At 70.7% G+C, this 17,463-nt stretch carries 18 protein-coding genes; 7 read left to right on the top strand and 11 right to left on the bottom strand.

All coding sequences use genetic code 11. The features are described from left to right. The first annotated feature begins 86 nt into the window (after nucleotides 1–86). On the top strand, nucleotides 87–1,001 hold the full coding sequence (locus MUN76_RS01085; RefSeq protein ID WP_244686388.1) for a LysR family transcriptional regulator: 915 nt from the start codon (nucleotides 87–89) through the stop codon (nucleotides 999–1,001). A gap of 31 nt (nucleotides 1,002–1,032) precedes the next feature. Here MUN76_RS01085 and MUN76_RS01080 read toward each other — a convergent pair whose 3' ends face one another. Then, nucleotides 1,033–2,520 carry an MDR family MFS transporter gene (locus MUN76_RS01080; protein WP_429952968.1) on the bottom strand — a complete coding sequence of 496 codons (1,488 nt, stop codon included), beginning with the start codon at nucleotides 2,518–2,520 and terminating at the stop codon, nucleotides 1,033–1,035. Nucleotides 2,521–2,553: 33 nt separating this feature from the next. Beyond that, nucleotides 2,554–3,231, bottom strand: a complete 678-nt coding sequence (locus MUN76_RS01075; protein WP_244686386.1) for a hypothetical protein — start codon at nucleotides 3,229–3,231, stop codon at nucleotides 2,554–2,556. Nucleotides 3,232–3,296: 65 nt separating this feature from the next. On the opposite strand from MUN76_RS01075, the gene MUN76_RS01070 reads away from it, so the two are divergent. Further along, entirely contained in the window at nucleotides 3,297–3,620 is a 324-nt protein-coding gene (locus tag MUN76_RS01070; protein ID WP_244686385.1) for a GNAT family N-acetyltransferase, read from the top strand. A gap of 25 nt (nucleotides 3,621–3,645) precedes the next feature. Here the strand turns inward: MUN76_RS01070 and MUN76_RS01065 are convergent, their stop codons facing one another. The 6 genes from MUN76_RS01065 to MUN76_RS01040 form a co-directional block, all read right to left on the bottom strand. Beyond that, entirely contained in the window at nucleotides 3,646–4,410 is a 765-nt protein-coding gene (locus MUN76_RS01065; RefSeq protein WP_283248110.1) for an amino acid ABC transporter ATP-binding protein, read from the bottom strand. Beyond that, the gene (locus MUN76_RS01060) at nucleotides 4,407–5,252 is read right to left on the bottom strand and encodes an amino acid ABC transporter permease (RefSeq protein ID WP_244686384.1); all 846 of its coding nucleotides are present in this window, start codon (nucleotides 5,250–5,252) and stop codon (nucleotides 4,407–4,409) included. Before MUN76_RS01060 ends, MUN76_RS01065 begins: the two co-directional genes overlap by 4 nt. 49 nt (nucleotides 5,253–5,301) lie before the next feature. Continuing rightward, nucleotides 5,302–6,132, bottom strand: a complete 831-nt coding sequence (locus MUN76_RS01055) for an ABC transporter substrate-binding protein (protein ID WP_244686383.1) — start codon at nucleotides 6,130–6,132, stop codon at nucleotides 5,302–5,304. Between the two features lie 148 nt (nucleotides 6,133–6,280). After that, nucleotides 6,281–7,588: an amidohydrolase family protein gene (locus tag MUN76_RS01050; RefSeq protein ID WP_244686382.1), complete on the bottom strand. Its 1,308-nt coding sequence runs from the start codon at nucleotides 7,586–7,588 to the stop codon at nucleotides 6,281–6,283. Further along, entirely contained in the window at nucleotides 7,585–9,384 is a 1,800-nt protein-coding gene (locus MUN76_RS01045) for an adenosylhomocysteinase (RefSeq protein WP_244686381.1), read from the bottom strand. The genes MUN76_RS01050 and MUN76_RS01045 overlap by 4 nt, the downstream gene beginning before the upstream one ends. Beyond that, a complete protein-coding gene (locus tag MUN76_RS01040; RefSeq protein ID WP_244686380.1) occupies nucleotides 9,385–10,032 on the bottom strand; it encodes an asparagine synthase in 648 nt (215 codons plus the stop codon). It lies immediately after the preceding gene. Nucleotides 10,033–10,236: 204 nt separating this feature from the next. Between MUN76_RS01040 and MUN76_RS01035 the strand changes: the two genes are divergently transcribed. After that, nucleotides 10,237–10,557, top strand: coding sequence for a DMT family transporter (locus MUN76_RS01035; protein WP_244686379.1), 321 nt, complete (start codon nucleotides 10,237–10,239; stop codon nucleotides 10,555–10,557). Between the two features lie 2 nt (nucleotides 10,558–10,559). Beyond that, nucleotides 10,560–10,973 (top strand): DMT family transporter, encoded by a 414-nt coding sequence (locus tag MUN76_RS01030; protein ID WP_346730401.1) that lies wholly within the window; start codon nucleotides 10,560–10,562, stop codon nucleotides 10,971–10,973. A gap of 22 nt (nucleotides 10,974–10,995) precedes the next feature. Here the strand turns inward: MUN76_RS01030 and MUN76_RS01025 are convergent, their stop codons facing one another. Further along, a complete protein-coding gene (locus tag MUN76_RS01025) occupies nucleotides 10,996–11,664 on the bottom strand; it encodes a metal-dependent transcriptional regulator (protein ID WP_256451796.1) in 669 nt (222 codons plus the stop codon). A 145-nt stretch (nucleotides 11,665–11,809) separates the two neighbouring features. On the opposite strand from MUN76_RS01025, the gene MUN76_RS01020 reads away from it, so the two are divergent. Together MUN76_RS01020 and MUN76_RS01015 are read left to right on the top strand one after the other, a co-directional pair. After that, nucleotides 11,810–12,826 (top strand): polyprenyl synthetase family protein, encoded by a 1,017-nt coding sequence (locus MUN76_RS01020; RefSeq protein WP_244686378.1) that lies wholly within the window; start codon nucleotides 11,810–11,812, stop codon nucleotides 12,824–12,826. Then, nucleotides 12,823–13,839: a LacI family DNA-binding transcriptional regulator gene (locus MUN76_RS01015; protein ID WP_244686377.1), complete on the top strand. Its 1,017-nt coding sequence runs from the start codon at nucleotides 12,823–12,825 to the stop codon at nucleotides 13,837–13,839. The genes MUN76_RS01020 and MUN76_RS01015 overlap by 4 nt, the downstream gene beginning before the upstream one ends. On the opposite strand, the gene MUN76_RS01010 is transcribed toward MUN76_RS01015, so the two are convergent. Then, nucleotides 13,808–15,325 carry an APC family permease gene (locus MUN76_RS01010; RefSeq protein ID WP_244686376.1) on the bottom strand — a complete coding sequence of 506 codons (1,518 nt, stop codon included), beginning with the start codon at nucleotides 15,323–15,325 and terminating at the stop codon, nucleotides 13,808–13,810. The two genes, MUN76_RS01015 and MUN76_RS01010, sit on opposite strands and share 32 nt — an antisense overlap. Before the next feature lie 275 nt (nucleotides 15,326–15,600). Between MUN76_RS01010 and MUN76_RS01005 the strand changes: the two genes are divergently transcribed. After that, nucleotides 15,601–16,380: a nitrilase-related carbon-nitrogen hydrolase gene (locus tag MUN76_RS01005; protein WP_244686374.1), complete on the top strand. Its 780-nt coding sequence runs from the start codon at nucleotides 15,601–15,603 to the stop codon at nucleotides 16,378–16,380. Between the two features lie 62 nt (nucleotides 16,381–16,442). On the opposite strand, the gene speB is transcribed toward MUN76_RS01005, so the two are convergent. Beyond that, nucleotides 16,443–17,432, bottom strand: coding sequence for an agmatinase (gene speB / locus MUN76_RS01000; protein ID WP_244686372.1), 990 nt, complete (start codon nucleotides 17,430–17,432; stop codon nucleotides 16,443–16,445). Nucleotides 17,433–17,463: the final 31 nt, after the last annotated feature.

Genomic DNA, 17,463 nt, shown 5'->3' with positions numbered 1-17,463 from the left:
CCCGAATGCACTCGCGGGAACCATAGGGCGTCTTGAACGAATAGGGTGGAAGTACCGGAACAGCTCCATACGACGTTGGGAACCCCGTGATCGATCTCCGACAGCTCCAGGCACTCAGTGCGGTCGCGGCGGAAGGCTCCGTCGCGCGGGCCGCCACCCGCCTCGGCTGGAGTCAGCCGACCGTCGACTACCACCTCCGCAACCTGGACCGGCTCGTGGGGGCGGATCTCACGACCCGCAGCACCCGCGGCAGCAAGCTCACGACAGCGGGCACGCTGATGCTCGAGCGCGGCGAGGAGATCCTCGGACTCGCCGATCGTGCGCTCACCGACGTCCGCGACCTCTCGCAGCTCGGCCGCATCCGGTTGCGGTTCGGCACCTTCCCGACCGCGGCGGCACGCCTGCTGCCCGGCATCGTCGCGCGCATCACGGAGCTCGGGATCGAGCTCGACGCCACGCTCGAAGAGGTCTCCCCGCTCGTCACCCAGGTGAACCAGCACACGCTCGACGCTGCGCTCGTCTACGCCGCGGGCGGGTACCGTCTGCCGTTCCGAGCGGAGGTGCACACGACGCACCTGTTCACGGACCCGATGCTCATGGCATTGCCGTCGCACCACCCCGCCACGCAGCATCGGTCCTTCACATCGGAGACGCTGCTCACCCTTGCCGCGGACAACTGGGTGACGGGATCGACCCCGGGTGACACGCTGGACGACCTGGTGCGCGAGACCTTCCAGGCGGCCGGTCACCAGGTCAACGTCGCGATCCGCACGGACGACTACTCGGTGGTGCTGGGGCTCGTGGCGGCGGGGATGGCCGTGGCGCTCGTGCCGAGCCTCGTCGGCAACGATCTGCCCGACGGAGTGGTGCTCCGCCCCATCGAGGATCCGCGATTCGCCCGCGAGCTGCTCCTCGCCGCCCCGGCGGGCCCCGGCGGACCGTCCGCCGCCGTGCGACAGCTCGCCGAGGTCGTGCGGAGATCGATCACCGCGCTCGGCTGAGCTGGCCCCGCGGCTGCTCAGTGCCCACCGATCAGTGGCCGCTGACGGCACCCGCCTCGGTCGTCCGCGGTGCGGGATCCCGCACGAAGAACGCCACCACGACACCCACGGTGGCCGCGAGACCTCCGATGAGGAACGCCGTGCGGGTACCCGCGGCCAGCGCGTGCGGATCGACCGCGTCCGGGGAGCCCGCGACGGCCGTCGACACGATGGTCATCACCGTCACGAAGAGCGCCGTGCCCGCGGCGCCCGCGACCTGCTGCACCGTCGAGATCACAGCACTGCCGTGCGACGCGAGCTGGGGTGGCAGGGACCCGAGCGACACCGCGAACAGCGGCGTGAACACGCCCGACAGCCCGAGGCTCAGGAGCAGGTGCGTCGCGAGCACCTGCCAGATCGACGTGGTGTCGGTGAACAGGCCCATGCTCCAGAGCGCCAGCGCCGTGATGATCGTGCCCGGGATCAGTGCGGCCCGCGCGCCGCGGGAGTCGACGATCCGCCCCACGATCGGGCCCATGAGGCCCATCAGCAGGCCGCCCGGCAGCAGCAGCAGACCCGTCTCGAGGGTGTCGTGCCCCAGCACGTTCTGCATGTAGATCGGCAGCAGGATCAGCGAGCCGAAGAGCGCCATCGCGCTGAAGGCGAAGAGGATCACCGAGAGGGTGAACGGCCGCGAGCGGAACGTGCGCAGGTCGAGCAGCGCCCGGTCCTCGCGCTGGAGCCGGGTCTGGCGCCACACGAAGAGCGCCAGTGCGAGCGCGCCGACCACCGTCGGGACCCACGGCGGCATCGGCGCGTGGCCGTTCGCCGACTCGCCGATGAGGCTGAGGCCGTAGACGAGCCCACCGAAGGCCAGCACGGACAGGAGCACGGAGACGAGGTCGATCCGGGCCTTCCGCTGCACTCCGACATTGGGCATGCGGATCATGCCGAGCACGAGCGCGATCACGGCAATCGGCAGCACGGCCAGGAAGAGCCAGCGCCACGTCAGCACCTGCAGGATCAGCCCCGACAGCGTCGGCCCGAGCGCCGGCGCGACGGAGATCACGATCGCGATGCGTCCCATGAGTCGGCCGCGCTGGTGCTCGGGGACGAGGGTGACGACCGTGGTCATCAGCAGGGGCATCATGATCGCCGTTCCGCAGGCCTGCACGACACGACCTACGAGCAGCACCTCGAAGCCGGGCGCGATCGCGGCGATCAGGGTGCCGGCGGAGAAGAGGCTCATGGCGATGATGAAGAGCGGACGCGTCTGCACGCGCTGGATCAGCATGCCGGTGATCGGGATCACGACGCTCATGGTGAGGAGGAAGGCGGTCGTGAGCCACTGGCCGGCCGCGGCGGTGATGCCGAGGTCGATCATCAGCTTCGGAAGGGCGACACCCATGACCGTCTCGTTGAGGATGACGACGAAGGCGGAGATCAGGAGCAGCCAGATGGCGAGACGCTCGCGCGGCCCGAACTCCCGCTCAGAGGTGGTGGGCACGGGTGGAGAGGTTTCCTCGGCGGTGTGAGACATAAGAGATCCATCTTACCGAATCCGCGGAACGCCTCACGGCGACTTCGAGGATGAATTCTTCGTGTCCGACGCGCCCGGTTCGGGCTTCTCCGCCTCAGGCTTCTCTGACTCGGGCTTCTCCGCCTCGGGCTTCTCGGCCTCGGGCTCCTCGGCCTCCGCGCTCGCCTGCTGCTCCGCCCACTGCGCGCAGGCCGTCTCGGCGTCGGCGGGAAGCCCGAGCGCGGCGCGCGCGTCCGCGGCCGCCGTTGCGATGTCGTCACTTCCCTGCCAGGTGTACGCCACGATCTTCGATGCCGACATCTTCGAGACGGTGAGCGCCTGCCGCTCGTCCGCGGTGAGCGACGCACGCACCGCCGCGATGGCGGACGACGCCGACTCCGGCCACGACTGGCGTTTCGGCCCGAGCTCGTCGGCAGCCTCCGCGCTCGCGTCGGCGACGTCGCGCAGCGCCTCCGCAAGAGCCTCGGTGTCCGCCTCGCCGCGGCCGAGTGCGAGTCGCAGCCGGTCGAGCTCGAGGTCTGCGGCGTCCCAGGCATCGTTCACGGGGCAGACGGCAGAAAGATAGAGACCGCCCGCTCGCGTGGCGCTCAGCGGTTCCGGTTCCACGGGATCGGGGTCGCCCGATCCGCAGCCCGTCAGGAGCAGCACGACGGCCGCGAGCCCCGCGAGTCCGGCGCGACGCGTCCGAGAATGGCGCAGAGAGGTTCCCACACCCCGAGGATAGCCGGTGCGGATGAGGCCTGGCCGAGGGTCGGATCGGCGGTTAGGCTGTGGACATGGCGACCTACAGTGACGAAACCCAGGCGGCTGCAGCGGGATTCCGCATCGAGCACCAGCCCGAAGCGCAGCGCTACGCCGTGCTCCAGGCGGGCGACACCGGGGACCGGCTCGTCGGTGAGGCCCACTACACGCTCATCGGCGGCGCGACGATCAACTTCGACCACACGGTCGTGCTGCCCGAGTTCCGCGGCTCGGGACTCTCCGGACTGCTCGCGCACCACGCACTGACGGGCGAGGCGGTCGGGGATCGCCGGATCATCGCGTCCTGCTCCTACATCGCGGGGTACCTCGAGCGGCACCCGGAGCTGCAGCGCAGCTGAGTGACCGCGACCGACGGCGATCCGCCTACTCGAAGGGATCGCGCAGGCGCCTCAGGAATTCGCGCGTCTCCGCACGTTGCGGGCGCTCGAAGATCTGCTCGGGGGTGCCCGACTCGATGATCACCCCGTCCTTGAGGTACACGACCCGGTCCGCAACCCGGCGCGCGAACGACATCTCGTGCGTCGCCATCACGATCGTGGAGCCGCCGGCCTTGAGCTCGCGGACGAGGTCGAGGACCTCGCCGACGAGCTGCGGATCGAGCGCGCTCGTGATCTCGTCGAGCAGCAGGAGCTCGGGATCCGTGGCGAGTGCACGAGCGATGGCCACACGCTGCTGCTGGCCGCCCGAGAGCCGATCCGGGTACTCGTACGCCTTGTCGGCGAGTCCGATGCGCTCGAGCAGCGCGAGTCCGGTGCGCTCCGCCTGAGCGCGGGGCGTCCGGAAGACCTGCCGGGCCGCGAGCGTCACATTGCCGAGCACGTGCATGTGCGGGAACAGGTTGTAGTGCTGGAAGACCACACCGATCCGGGCCCGCACGGCGTCGACGTTCACCCGCGGGTCGGAGATGTCGTCGCCGGCGAGCACGATCCGGCCGTCGTCGATCTGCTCGAGCAGATTGACGGTCTTGAGCAGCGTGGACTTGCCGGAGCCCGACGCGCCGATGAGCGCGACGACCTCGTGGCGAGCCACATCGAGGTCGATGCCGCGGAGCACCGGGTGCTCGCCGAAGCGCTTGTGCACCCCCTGGATGGAGAGCACCGGGAGCTGCCCGTCCTGCTGCGCGCTCATACCGTGCCTCCGATCTGTTCGCGTCGCTGCGCCCGAGCAGTCAGCCAATCGGTCAACCGGATGAACGGCAGCGACAGGAGCACGAAGAGCACCCCCGCGAGCACGTACGGGGTGAAGTTGTAACTCGAGGCGACCTCGATCTGGGCGGCGCGGATCGCGTCGACGGCGCCGAGCACCGAGATCAGACCGACGTCCTTCTGCATCGACACGAAGTCGTTCATGAGCGCCGGAGTGACCTTGCGGACGGCCTGCGGCAGCACCACGAGCCGCAGCGTCTTGCCGTGGCTGAGACCGAGGGACCGCGCCGCGAGGCGCTGGGAGGGATGCACCGCGTCGATGCCGGCGCGGAGCACCTCGGCGACGTACGCCGAGTAGCAGAGGATCAGTGCGATCGTTCCCCAGAACTGCGCCGGAAGGCGGCCGGTCAGCTCGAGTCCCGGGATCCCGAATCCGACGAGGTAGAGCACCAGCAGCACCGGGATGCCCCGGAAGATGTCGGTGTACCCGGCGGCCAGGAGCCGGATCGGGGTGAACACCGCACCCTTGAGCGTCCGGGTGACCGCGAGCAGGGTGCCGAGGATCGCGACGCCGATGGCGGCCGCGACGAGCACATGGATGTTGAGCCACAACCCCTCGATGACCCGGGGGAAGGCGCCGATCGCGACCTCGAGGTCGAAGAAGGTGTCGCTCACCCGCTCCCAGCCGGGACTGTTCACGAGGATCACCGCGATGACCGCGGCGAACACCAGGGTGCTGAGCACGCTGACGAGCACCGAGCGCTGCTTGCGCACGCGGCGGTACGCGCGGCGCTCGAGTTCGATCTGGCTGACCGGGAGGGTCACCGCGCGCACCTGCGCACCGCGGCCACCGCGGAGCCCTCCGCCTGGGTGGTCACTTCAGGACCGGCGCGCCCTGGTCCGCGATCCACTTCGCGGCGAGCTCGTCGAGCGTGCCGTTCTCGCGCAGCGCGTCGACGGCGGCGGTGACCTCGGCGGTCAGACCCGAGTCCTTCGGCAGCACAAACGCGAACTCGTCGCCGCCCGTGCTCGAGTCGAGCTGTCCGACGATGACGCCGTCATCGAGCTGCGCGTCGCGCACGTAGAAGGCGCCCGGCAGATCGGTGACCATCGCGTCGATGGTGCCGTTCTGGAGCGCGGCGACCACGTCGTCGACGGTGTTGAAGACCTGCAGGTCCTGGGTCGGGGCGATCACGTCTTCGACGACGGTGAGCGACGTCGTGCCCGAGGCGACGCCGATCGCGGCGTCCTTCAGGTCGGCGATGCTGTTCGCGTCGGCGGCGTCGGTGCCCGCGGCAGCGACGACGGCCTGGGTGGTCGTGTAGTACGGCGAGGAGAAGTCGACGGCCTTCGCCCGCTCCTCGCTCACCGAGAACTGCTGGATGTTCAGATCGAAGTCCTTCGGGCCGGGCGCGATCGCGGCGTCGAAGCTCGTGCGCACCCACTCCACGTCGTCCGCCTCGTAGCCGAGTTCCTCGGCCACGGCATACGCCACGGCGGCTTCGAAGCCCTCGCCGCTCTCCGGGGCGTCCTCCAGCACCCAGGGCGCGTAGGCGGGCTCGCCGGTGGCGATCGTGAGCTTGCCCTCGGTGATGGTCGCGGAGGCGTCGCCGCCGTCCGTTCCCCCGGCGGTGCAGGCGGAGAGCGCGAGGATCGCCGCGGCTCCCGCAGCGATGAGCGCGGTACGTCGAAGGGTGCGTGACATCAGGAACTCCTAGAGCGTGAGCGGCGGTTCGAACGCGGGCGGACCCCGCGAAAGCCGTCACTCAGTGTAGCCGTGCTCTCCCCCGACACGATCACGGTTCGGACATCTCCCGACATCTGGCGGCGTGCTGGCCGGTGATCGCGTGAGATCAGGGGCGGCGGAAGCGCTCGACGCCCGCCACGACCGTGCGGGTCACCCGCCCGGCGCCCGCCTCGACGAGCTCGGCCAGGGCGACGTCGGCGTCGTGGGTCGGCACGTCGAAGCTCGCGAGGTCGGCGACCGCGCCCACCCCGAGCTGGCCGATGCGGCGCTTGCCGACGTGGAGGCCGAGCGCCGCTGCGCCGCCCAGGGTCGCCGCGCTGAACAGACGCTGGTGGAGGTCGTTCGCCCGGTAGCCCTGCTCCCGGGCGACCCGGTACAGCGCGGCGACGTCGGCGAGCAGGTCCAGAGATGGTGAGGACGACAGCGAGTCGGTGCCGACCGCGATCGGATTGCCCTCGCGCAGGTATGCGGCGACCGGGGGCATGTCGAGTCCGATGACCTCGTTCGAGCGGGGGCACAGGGCGACGCTCGACCCGCGGGCGCGGAGCAGCGCGCGATCCTCGGCATTGACGTACACGCCGTGGGCGATGTGGCAGTCGGGGCCGAGCACCCCGAGGTGGTCGACGAACTGGGTCGAGGACACCCCGATGCCGTGCGAGCGCAGCGCACGGAAGCTGTCGGCCGCGAGCTCGGGCCAGCCGCCGTGGCTGCCGGGCGCGGCGTACCCGTCGATGCCGTCGAACTCGCGCTCCATGTGCGCCTCGGCGAGGTGGATGTGGAGCCGCAGCCCCTCCTCGCGCACGATGTCGGGGATCTCCAGCAGCGGCTGCACCTCGAGCGAGTAGGGCGCGTGCGGGGACACGCCGGCTCCGGGCGGGGTCGGGATGCTCCGGATCTGCTGGCGCACCTCCTCCCGGGCCTCCGGGCTCCAGTCCGCGTTGCTCTTGCCGTAGACCTCCCAGTAGGCGATCCCGTGCATGCCGGCGTCGTGGAGGGCGCCGAGCGCGGACTCGTCGGTGACGACGTCCGCCGCGGCCGTGACCCCGGCCTCGAGGCTCAGCCGCGCGCCGTCCGCGGACGCCGCGGCCCAGTCGTGCCCGTTGCGGGCGTAGGCGAGGTCGAAGGCGTCACCCCAATCGTCGAAGCCGGTGTAGTTGCGCGCTGCGACCTCGGCCATGTGGGTGTACTGGAGGTGCGTGTGCGCGTTCACGAGCCCCGGGGCGAGCACACCCTCGCAGCGCTCCTCGTGCACGGTCGCACCCCGCGACGCGAGGGTCTCGAGCACCCAGCGGCGGTCCCCCACGTGCACGATCCGGCCCTGCTCCACGGCGACCGCGCCGTCCGCGATGCGCGGGCTGGTGACGGGGAAGACGAGGTCGGCGCTGTAGACGACGGTCGAGTGTGCGGTGTTCACTCGGACGAGTCTAGGGGCTCGTCGGGGCGGTGCCGGTAGCGGTGCACGGTCCACGGCTGGGCGGCGCCCCCGGGTCGCGCCGGCTCCGCTTCGGAAGGGCGGCGGGAACTCGACTCGGCACCGCGGTTCGCGCTGCCACTGCCATCGCCCTCGATCCCGCCCTCGGCGCGCTCAGCCGCAGCGCCGTCGCGCGCCTCCAGCGCGATACGCGCGACCCTTCGCTCATCGGCGGCGTCGAGCGTGTGCACGCCGGGCGTCAACTCGTCGTGCAGCAGCCGGGACAGCGCGGCCAACTGCGTCGCGAACGAGAGGTCCATCACCTCGATGGGGTTGCCCTCGGCCGCGGAGTAGTTGACACCGCCGCCGTTCGCGAGGAGCAGCACCCCACGATCACCGCCCGGCGGGCACCACTCGGCGACCGACGCGGTCCGGGGAGTGCTCGTCCAGCCGGCCGCGCGCAGCTCGTCCAGTGCGACCTCGTCGTCGATCCCGCCGGCCACCGCCACCGCGGTGCCCGGCCGGAGCGCCGCAACGGCGGCCGCATCGAGGGTGTGCCACACCCCGGTCGCGCTCACGACCACGTCCGAGGCGGGCAGGGCCTCCGACGCATCGCGGGCCTCATGCCCGTCGTGCAGCGCCGCGAGGGCCCGCACCGGATCCCGCTCCACGACGGTCACGGCTGCGCCGAGTGCCGCGGCGAATCGCGCCACCCCCACGCCGACGGGACCGTACCCGATGACCGTCCAACGCGACCCCGCCTGGCCGCGATACGCCGCACCGGCGGCCTCCTCGAGGCAATCGGCGATCGCGAAGACGCACGACTGCCCGGTCCCGATCAGGTTGTCGAAGTCGGTTTTGGTGCGGGCGTCGTTCACCGCGATGACGGGGATCGTCAGCGCTCCCCCGGCGACCATCTCGTGCAGCGGGCGCACGCCGCTCGTCGTCTCCTCCGCGGCCCCGCGGAGCGCGACGAGCGATTCCGGGAGCTCCGTGTGGGCGAGCCGGATCAGGTGCGATCCGTCGTCGATGAGGAGGTCCGGGCCCCAGCGCAGGACCGCCGCGGCGTGCGCGGCATCGACGGCGCGCGCATCCGCGGACGGATCCGCGACCGTCGGGTCGAGCAGCGCGCCGAGCGCCGTCGGCGCGAACACGGCGATGCGGCCGTCTGCGGCGAGCGCCCGGGCGACCTCGGGGTCGGTCTCGCTCGCCGCGCTGAAGACGGCGACCTCGCACCCCGCGTCGGCGAGGGCGATCGCGAAGGCGGCGGTCTTCGGCTCCAGGACGAGACTCACCGCGATCCTGAGGATCGGTCGCTCGCGCTCCTCCGCCCAGGGGCGGAATCCGCTCGCACCCGGGTTGGCCCGGAGCGTGCGCGCGAGTCGGGCCGTGACCGGCATGCCCCGGGCGGCCCATGCGATCCGCGACGCCGCATCGGACGCGCGCCCCGAGCAGGCATCGCCATCGACGGCGATCACGGTGGCCGGAAGCTCCGCGGCCGAGGCGCCGGACCCCTCGACGCGCGGTGCCGGCTCGGTGCGCAGGTGGGGGTCGATCGAGTCGACGAAGACGAACTCGGCGGCGGGAGGAGGCTGGTCTGCGGTACCCGATCTGATCCGGACCCCCATACGGCCGAGGACCGCCGCGAACGCCTCGCGGAGGTGCGGGTCGCTGACCTCGAGGCGCGCACGGTGCCCCGAGAGGAGCCGGTTGCCGGTGCGAGCCGCCGCGCGGACCGACCGCTCGACGATCAGGGCGCGCGCGGCGTGCTCGGGGGCCGGGTCGAGCAGCGGAGGCACCTAGGAGCCGTCCTTCCGACGGGACTTGCGCCCGCGCGCCGGTGCCGGGTTCTGCTGCTGCATGAGCGAGGTGAGGTCCTTCTCGATGAGCTGCTGGATCCGATCCTCCCGCGCGCTCTGGTATTCCGCGTTGTCGCCGCCGCTGTAGTACGGGTGCGTCGCGCGCTCCTTCAGCGAGTCGCCGATCTCGTCCCAGGCGAGGGCGTGCGCCCGCTTCGCGGTGCTCTGCAGGTACTCGGGATCCTCGGAGCGCGACCGGAGCTCTTCGGCCACCCGCTGGTACACCTCCTGGCGGTGCCGGAGCGTGCGGTTGTCGTCGTTGCCGTAGTCGGACTCGCTCCAGGAGCTGCGCCCGGTGTCCCGGATCTCGTCGCGCATGTGCGCGATGTGCTTCGCATCGCGCTCGCGCTCGACGGCGAGATCCTCCGTCGCACTGCGCACCATCTCGATGATCTGCGCCTCGTTGTAGTCGGCGTGCTTGTGCAGCGCGTTCATGATGATCGCGTTCTTCACGGTCATGCGCACGGCCACGTCCGCGACGAGCAGCCCCTGCTCGACGATCTCCTCGACCGGCGCGAGCACGCGTCGGGGCAGTCGCCGCGGTGGCCGCGACCCCTGACGCTTGCGTTTCTTCAACCAGCCGAACACTGTGCTCCTCCCGAGTGGGCGATGGCCCGGGTTCAATTATCGCGTATTCGGCGGCCCGCAGGCGTATGGGTTGACCGACGCACCCTGGGCAGCGCCTGTGCACGACGAATCGCCCCGTGTGCGACACTGATCTCAGACCCCGCGACATGGGGTGCGGACGAGGGAGCAGTACCCGCACACTGACGACTGCCAGAGAGAATCCCCATGTCACTCGCATGGATCGCACTCATTCTGAGCGGGATGCTGGAGGCCGTCTGGGCCACCGCACTCGACGCCTCGAAGGGCTTCCGCAGGTTCTGGCCGTCGGCGATCTTCCTGCTCACCTTCGCCGCGAGCATGGCCGGGCTCGCCTACGCCATGGGCGAGATCCCCGTCGGCAGCGCATACGCCGTGTGGGTCGGGATCGGGGCCGTGCTGACCGCGGCCTGGGCCCTGATCACGCGCCAGGAGCGCGCGACGGTGCTCCGCGTGGTGCTCCTGCTCGGGCTGATCGGCTGCGTCGTCGGTCTCAAGGCGGTGAGCTGACCATGGCGCGCTCGATGCAACCCGCGGAGTCCCCCACCCCGTTCGCCGCCGAGTCGACCCGCGTCGCGGCCGAGAAGGTCGCGAAGCCGAGTCACTGGCCCGTGCTCCTGGCGAGTGCGGTGCTCGAGGCCGTGTGGGCCATCGCACTGGCCGAGTCCCAGGGCTTCACCGTGCTCGGGCCGAGCATCGTGTTCTTCGTGACGAGCCCGCTCAGCATGGTCGGCCTCGCCTACGCGATGCGCGGGATCCCGGTCAGCGTCGCCTACGCCGTGTGGACCGGGACCGGGGCCGCGCTCACCGTTGCCGCCGCGATGGTGATGGGCAGTGAACCGGTCTCCGTGCTGAAGCTCGTGTTCCTCGCCGGCATCATCGGGTGCGTCATCGGCCTGAAGTTCGCGAAGGCGCCGCAGGAGTGAGGTGAGTGTGCAGGTCTCCGCGCTACAGCACCGAGACCCACACGGACGCGGCCGCCGCGGGCCCGAGGCTGACCGGGGAATCGCCGACCTGAACCGTCACCGTCTCGGAGTACGGTTCCCCGGGCAGCACCCGGAGCTCCGCGTCGACCACGATCCCGCGGCTCGCGAAGTACTGGAGCATCTCGTTGTCGGCGTCGGAGATACGCTCGACGCGGGTCCGGCACGGCGCCGGGGCATCCGCCAGGATCACGGCGTCGGGCCGGTGCACGAGCCCATCCGCGCTCGGGATCGGGTCGCCGTGCGGATCCCGCGTCGGGTACCCGAGTGAGCGATCGATGCGGTGCATCAGCTCGTCCGATACGGCGTGCTCCAGCCGATCCGCCTCCGAGTGCACCTCGTCCCACTCGTAGTCGAGCATGTTGACGAGGAAGGTCTCGAGCAACCGGTGGCGCCGGATCATCGACACCGCGTGCTCCCGGCCGAGCTCCGTGAGCGTCACGGTGCCGTAGCGGACGTGCTCGATGAGCTCCTGATCGGAGAGTTTGCGCAGCGCATCGGAGACGGTGGAGAGCCGCACGCCCGCGGCCTCGGCGATCGCCGAGTTCGACACCGGTTGGTCGGACCACTCCTGCAGCCCCCAGATGACCTTGAGGTAGTTCTGCATGCTGGGCGACAGCTCGTCAACGCTCACCGCACCAGGATACCGGCGTTCCCCCGGGCGTCCCCGGCACGACCGGGGCGCGACCCGTGCCAAACCGATTTGGCAACCCCTCCGCAGAAGAAATATCCTGAAGAGCATCGCCGCCGACCCGTCGGTGAGAGATCGAGGGGATGGCATGACGACGAGTGAGCCGGCGCGGGTCGACGGGAATCCGCCCCTTCCCACGGGCGAGCGGCTCGACGACACGATCGCGTCGATCGCCGCGGAGATCTCGGCCCGTCTCACCCGCGTGCTCGCGGGCGTGTCCGTCGAGGTGCCCGAACACGAGCTGCTCACGCTGCTCACCGGCGGCAAGCTCCTCCGATCGCGGCTGACGATCCTCGCGGCCCACGCCCTCGGCACCCCGGATCCGGCCGTGCTGCGCCCGGCGTGCGTCGCACTCGAGCTCCTGCACACCGCGTCGCTCGTGCACGACGACCTGATCGATGGCTCGCAGACCAGGCGCGGGCTGCCCACGCTGCATCGCCGCGCGAGCCCCGCGTCCGCGATCCTCCTCGGCGATCTCCTCGTCTCCACGGCGTTCGAGGTCGCGGCGCCGCTCGGCACGGACGCGACCGCGGCCATCGCGCACGCCTTCTCGCAGCTCTGCCTCGGACAGCTCGCGGAGGCGGGGCTCACCTGGGGATCCGATGCGCAGCCCCGCATGGAGGAGTACGCCCGTCGCAAGACCGGCGGGCTCTTCGGCGCGGCGATCGAGCTCGCGGCGCTTTCCTGTGCGGTACCGACGGCGAGCGCCGTCGAACTCCGCGCATCGGGCGAGGTGCTCGGCATCGCGTTCCAGCTCGCCGACGACCTGATCGACGTGCAGGACGACCTCAGCGCGCTCGACAAGGACCACGGTGCGGACCTGCGCAACGGCATCCCGACGCTGCCCATCTGGCACGCGACCCGGGCCCTGCGGGCCTCGGGCGCGACGGAGGCCGATCCCGACTGGGGAGAGGCGCTCGCGCGCGCGGCCGGCTCCCCCGAGTCCCGGGCCGTCACCCTGCGGCGGATCGCCGAACTCGTCGCGCTGTGCCGCGACCGGCAGCCCGAGCTCCGCCGCCCCGCCCTCATGGACGACGCCGTCGCCGTGGTGCTCGGCGCCCTGCCCGAGTACGCCCCCCGCGATCCGGAAGGCACCGACCGATGAAAGCTCGCCGCGTCACCATCAAGGACGTCGCCCGTGAAGCGGGAGTGTCCGTCGCGACCGCCTCCGAGGCGCTGAACGGCAAGGGCCGCGTCGCCCCGGCGACCCGCCAGAACGTGATCGAGGTGGCCGGGGCGCTCGGCTACACGGCGAGCCGCACGGCGAAGAACCTCAATGCCGGGCGGACGGGATCCCTCGTGCTCGCCGTCTCGCCGATGTCGGCCTCCGACGCGTCGAAGGGACCGCAGCCCGAGTGGGACGTGGAGTACTACTTCCGCGTGCTCAGCGGTGCCAGCGCCCGCGCGTTCAGCCGCGGCTTCCTGCTCTCCATGCTCCCGTTCCGGAGCCCCTCGAGCGAGTTCCTGATGGCGACCGACGGGCTCATCCTCGTCGACCCGAGCGAGGAGGACGACCTGCTCGACGAGGCGGTCCGCACCGGCGTCACCTGCGTCACGATCGGGCGGACCGCCCGGGACCTGAGCTGGGTCGACAACGACTTCTTCACCGGCACCACGGCGGCGCTGCAGCACCTGAGCGCAACGGCCCCGTCGCGACCGGCGCTGTTCCTCAGCGAGACGACCTCGTCGTACGTCCGCGATGAGCTCTCCGCCTACCTGGAGTGGTGCTCCACCGCGGGCCTCGAGCCGATCATCATCCGCTCCCCCGGCCCGCGCGTCGACGAGGCGGAGCCCGTCATTCGTGCCGCGCTGTCGGCATCGGATCGCAAGTTCGACGCCGTGGTCACCACGCTCGACACCCTGGCGAGCGCGACGGAGCGGAGCGCCCGGGCGCTGGATCTGCAGGTCCCCCGCGACCTGCAGATCCTCAGCCTCTCGGACAGTCGTACCCTGGACTACGGCCTGCACCACTCGATCACGGCGCTGGATCTTGATCCGGTGCGCCTCGGCGAGCTCGCGGTCGACCTCCTCATCGCCGAGGTCGAGGGCGATGCGGCGCGTCGCCGCGAGCTCGTGCCGGCCTCCCTTACCGTGCGGGATTCGACGCTGGCGCAGTAGCCGCGCCGTCCCCGCGCACGCCGGGGCCGTCCTCGTCGTCGTCCGACTCGTCGCGCTCGACGATCACGAGGGTGGTGCCGGTCGCGGCGGCGTGCAGGCGCTTCCGGTGCACCCAGGCCTCCACGAGGATCCCCGCGACGGCGACCACACCCACACCGATGACCGTCGACCAGTCCGTCGCCCATCCGGCGCCGCTCTCACGCGGCCACGCGACGTTCACGATCTGGAACAGCAACCACACGAGCGCGAGCCAGCTCACAGCGCGTCCCGCGCGCCCCAGGAAGAGCGACGGGTCGTCGCGCCACGCGCCGCGTGCACGGGCGATCGCCATTCCGAGGATCGGGAACAGGAACGAGACGAAGAAGCCGACCGACGAGAACGAGATGAGCGCCATCTGGATCCCCTCGCTCTGGAACGGGATGAAGAGCAGCGCGGCGATCACAGCCGTCACGATCACGGCGACACGCGGCAGACCGGTGTCGCCCGAGAGGCGGGTGAGCACCCGCGCGAACGGCAGCTCGCCATTGCGCGCGGTCGCCCACACGATGCGGGAGACGGTGATCTGGATCGTCATGAGGCTGGCGGCGAATGCGATCACGAAGAGCGCGAGGATGCCGCGGAAGATCGGCTCCGGGAACGTGGCCGCCATGATGGCGACCGCGGGGTCGGCGGCGTTCTCGGGATCCTGCAGGAAGGCGTCGTTCGGCACGGCGAGGGTGAACGCGAGGGTGCTCAGGATCACGATCATCATGATCGCGAAGAAGGACACCACCATCGCGCGCGGCACAGCGCGCTTCGGCCGCTTCACCTCCTCCGCGATCGAGCTCGCACTCTCGAAGCCGATGGCGAAGTAGCTGGAGAAGGCGATCGCCATCACGAGCGGCGCCGAGAAGAACACCCCGTCGAACCCGCCGAGCGACGCCGGCGAGAGGTAGCTCAGATCCTGGTGCCGCTCGAAGAACAGCAGCCAGATCGCCACGCCCACGGAACCGATCGCCTCGGCGACGATCACGCCGACCATGAGGATCTTGATGAACACGCGGCCCGCGAGATTCACGACGGTGCTGAGCACGAGCAGGCCGACGGCGAGCCAGGTGACGAACCCGGGATCGGCGGCGGGAATGTCGAAGATCGGCGGGATCAGCACGGCCCCCGCGTAGGCGACGGCGGGCAGGGTGATGAGCAGGGTGCAGATGTAGGTCCACGATGCGAACCAGCCGTAGCGGTGCCCGAGCAGGCGCCGCGACCACTGGTAGATCCCACCCGAATCGGCCCACTTCGACGCGAGCACCCCGAGGGTGAGCACCACCACGAACTGACCGGCGTAGAGGATCATCCCGCCCCAGATGAAGGCGGGCCCGGAGGCGGCCAGCCCCACGCCGAGCACGCTGTAGAGCGCCACGATCGGCGAGACGAATGCGAACGCGACCGAGAGCGCTGAAAAGGTGGTGAACTCGCGTTTCATCACCGTCGTCGTCGCTGTCATGGAAACTCCCTTGCTTCAGACCTGCGGGGTCACGGTGCGACGACCATCGGCGCACCCCGCCGGCGCGACATGCCAGCATCGATCGAGCGGGCCGCGTTCCAGCGCACCTTCACGGTACCCAATGCCGAAACGTTTTGGCAAGTCTGTTTTCGACTTTTATTGAGGCTAGGATGGGAATTCGAAACGCTTCGCCACTCCGGCGGCTCGCTCTTCGCAGCGGCCGACGAAGCCGGAATTCCTGTTCACGAACCGTGCCACCGACCGAAGGAGCCCGCATGACCCCCGCGCCATCCACCCGCACCGTGAGTGTCGTGCAGGCCGCCCCGCGCTCCCGCGACCTCGCCGCGAACATCGCGGCGACGGTCGAGCGGATCGCCGGGAGCGGGGTCGATCTCGTGGTACTGCCCGAGCTCTTCCTCACGGGATACCAAACGGTCGACCTCGACGAGATCGGCCTCACCGTCGCCGACCCGCGCCTCGCGCCGCTCGCCTCGGCCTGCGCCGAGCACCGCACGGCGCTGCTCGTCGGGTTCGTCGAGACCAGCGCCGAGGGGGCCTACGACGCGATCCTCGCGATCGACCGCGACGGGCGGATCCTCCCCGCGATCCGGAAGACCCACCTCTTCGGCGACGAGGGCGACGTGTTCCGCCGCGGCGACACCCTCGACCCGATCGACCTCTGCGGGGTTCGGATCGGGGTGCTCAACTGCTTCGAGGTGGAGTTCCCCGAGGTCGCCCGCACCCTGGTACTCAAGGGCGCCGAGCTGCTGGTCGCGGCGTCGGCGAACATGCACCCCTACGAGCCGGATCACCGCATCGCCACGATCGCGCGCGCCCTGGAGAACCGGGTGCCGCTCGCGTACGCGAATCGGGTCGGCTCGGAATCGGACCACGACTTCTGCGGCGCGAGCCGACTCGTCGCCGCCGACGGCACCGTCCTCGGCCAGCTCGGCACCGACGACGCGGGATCGGCGACCGCCGAGCTCTCCATCGGGGCACCGACGGCGCCCGAGACCGACATGCTCGCGCAGCGGCGCCCCGAACTGTACGCATAGCGCGAAGGGCGGGCCGGCGATCCTGCCGACCCGCCCCCTCGGACGTGCACTGCGGGGGTCCGCTACCCCACGCGCACCGGCGTGCTCGGGCTGCCGGCGTGGAACGCCAACGCCTCGAGGGCGATGCGCGCCGCGACGAGCTGCGTGCGCGTCGAGTGATCGAGCGACGGCGCGGGCTCCGCGATGTCCAGGCCGATGAGTCCCGCGGGGGCGATGCCACGAATGATCTGGATCGCCTCGCGCATCGTCATGCCCCCGGGGGTCGGTGCGCACGTGCCGGGCGCGAAGGCCGCGTCGAGCGCGTCCACGTCGAACGTGAGATAGAACCCCTCGTCGCCGACGCGCTCCAGGATCTGCTCGGCAGCCCACACCGCGCCGTGCTCCCAGATCTCCTCGAGCCAGATCACGCGGATCCCGTGATCGCGGCAGTACTTGAGCTCGGTCTTCGGGTTCATCCAGCCGCTGATGCCGACGAGCACCATCTTCGCCGGGTCGTAGCCGTTGTCGACCGCGCGCGTGATCGTGCAGCAGTGGTTGAGCTCCTCGCCTCCGACGTTCGGCGCCGCATCGAGGTGCGTGTCGAACTGCACCCAACCGGGGCTGGTGCCGGGCTTTTTCGCGGCCTTGCCGACGGGGATGCTCACGGAGTGGTCACCGCCGAAGACGACCGGGATCGCCCCCGCCGCGACGATCTCCTCGATATCGGCCTCGACCCGGGCGAACGTCTTCGGCGTGTTGCCGAGCGCCACGTGGCAGTCCCCGCCGTCGAACAGCGGCAGGTGGGCGAAGAGGTCGAAGTCGAAGGTCGCCTGGAAGTTGGTGAACTGGACCGAGGTCTCGCGGATCGCGCGCGGCCCGTAGTTCGCGCCACTGCGGCTGATCGTGGTCGCGTCGAACGGGAAGCCGTAGACGACCGCCTTCGCTCCCGCGGCGCGGATGGCGTCGCGGTTCAGCTCGACCTTCGGCACCCCCATGAAGGTGCCCCCGAGCCCACCGTGCAGGAGACCGTTCCACATGGTCTCGTCGAACGATCCACCGGCATCTGCAGTCATGATTCCCTCTGTTTCTCTCGTGACGGTCCCG

The sequence above is a fragment of the Leucobacter rhizosphaerae genome (genome assembly GCF_022919175.1).
Classification (GTDB): Bacteria; Actinomycetota; Actinomycetes; order Actinomycetales; family Microbacteriaceae; genus Leucobacter; species Leucobacter rhizosphaerae.
This window is presented reverse-complemented; position numbering and strand designations above follow the sequence as displayed.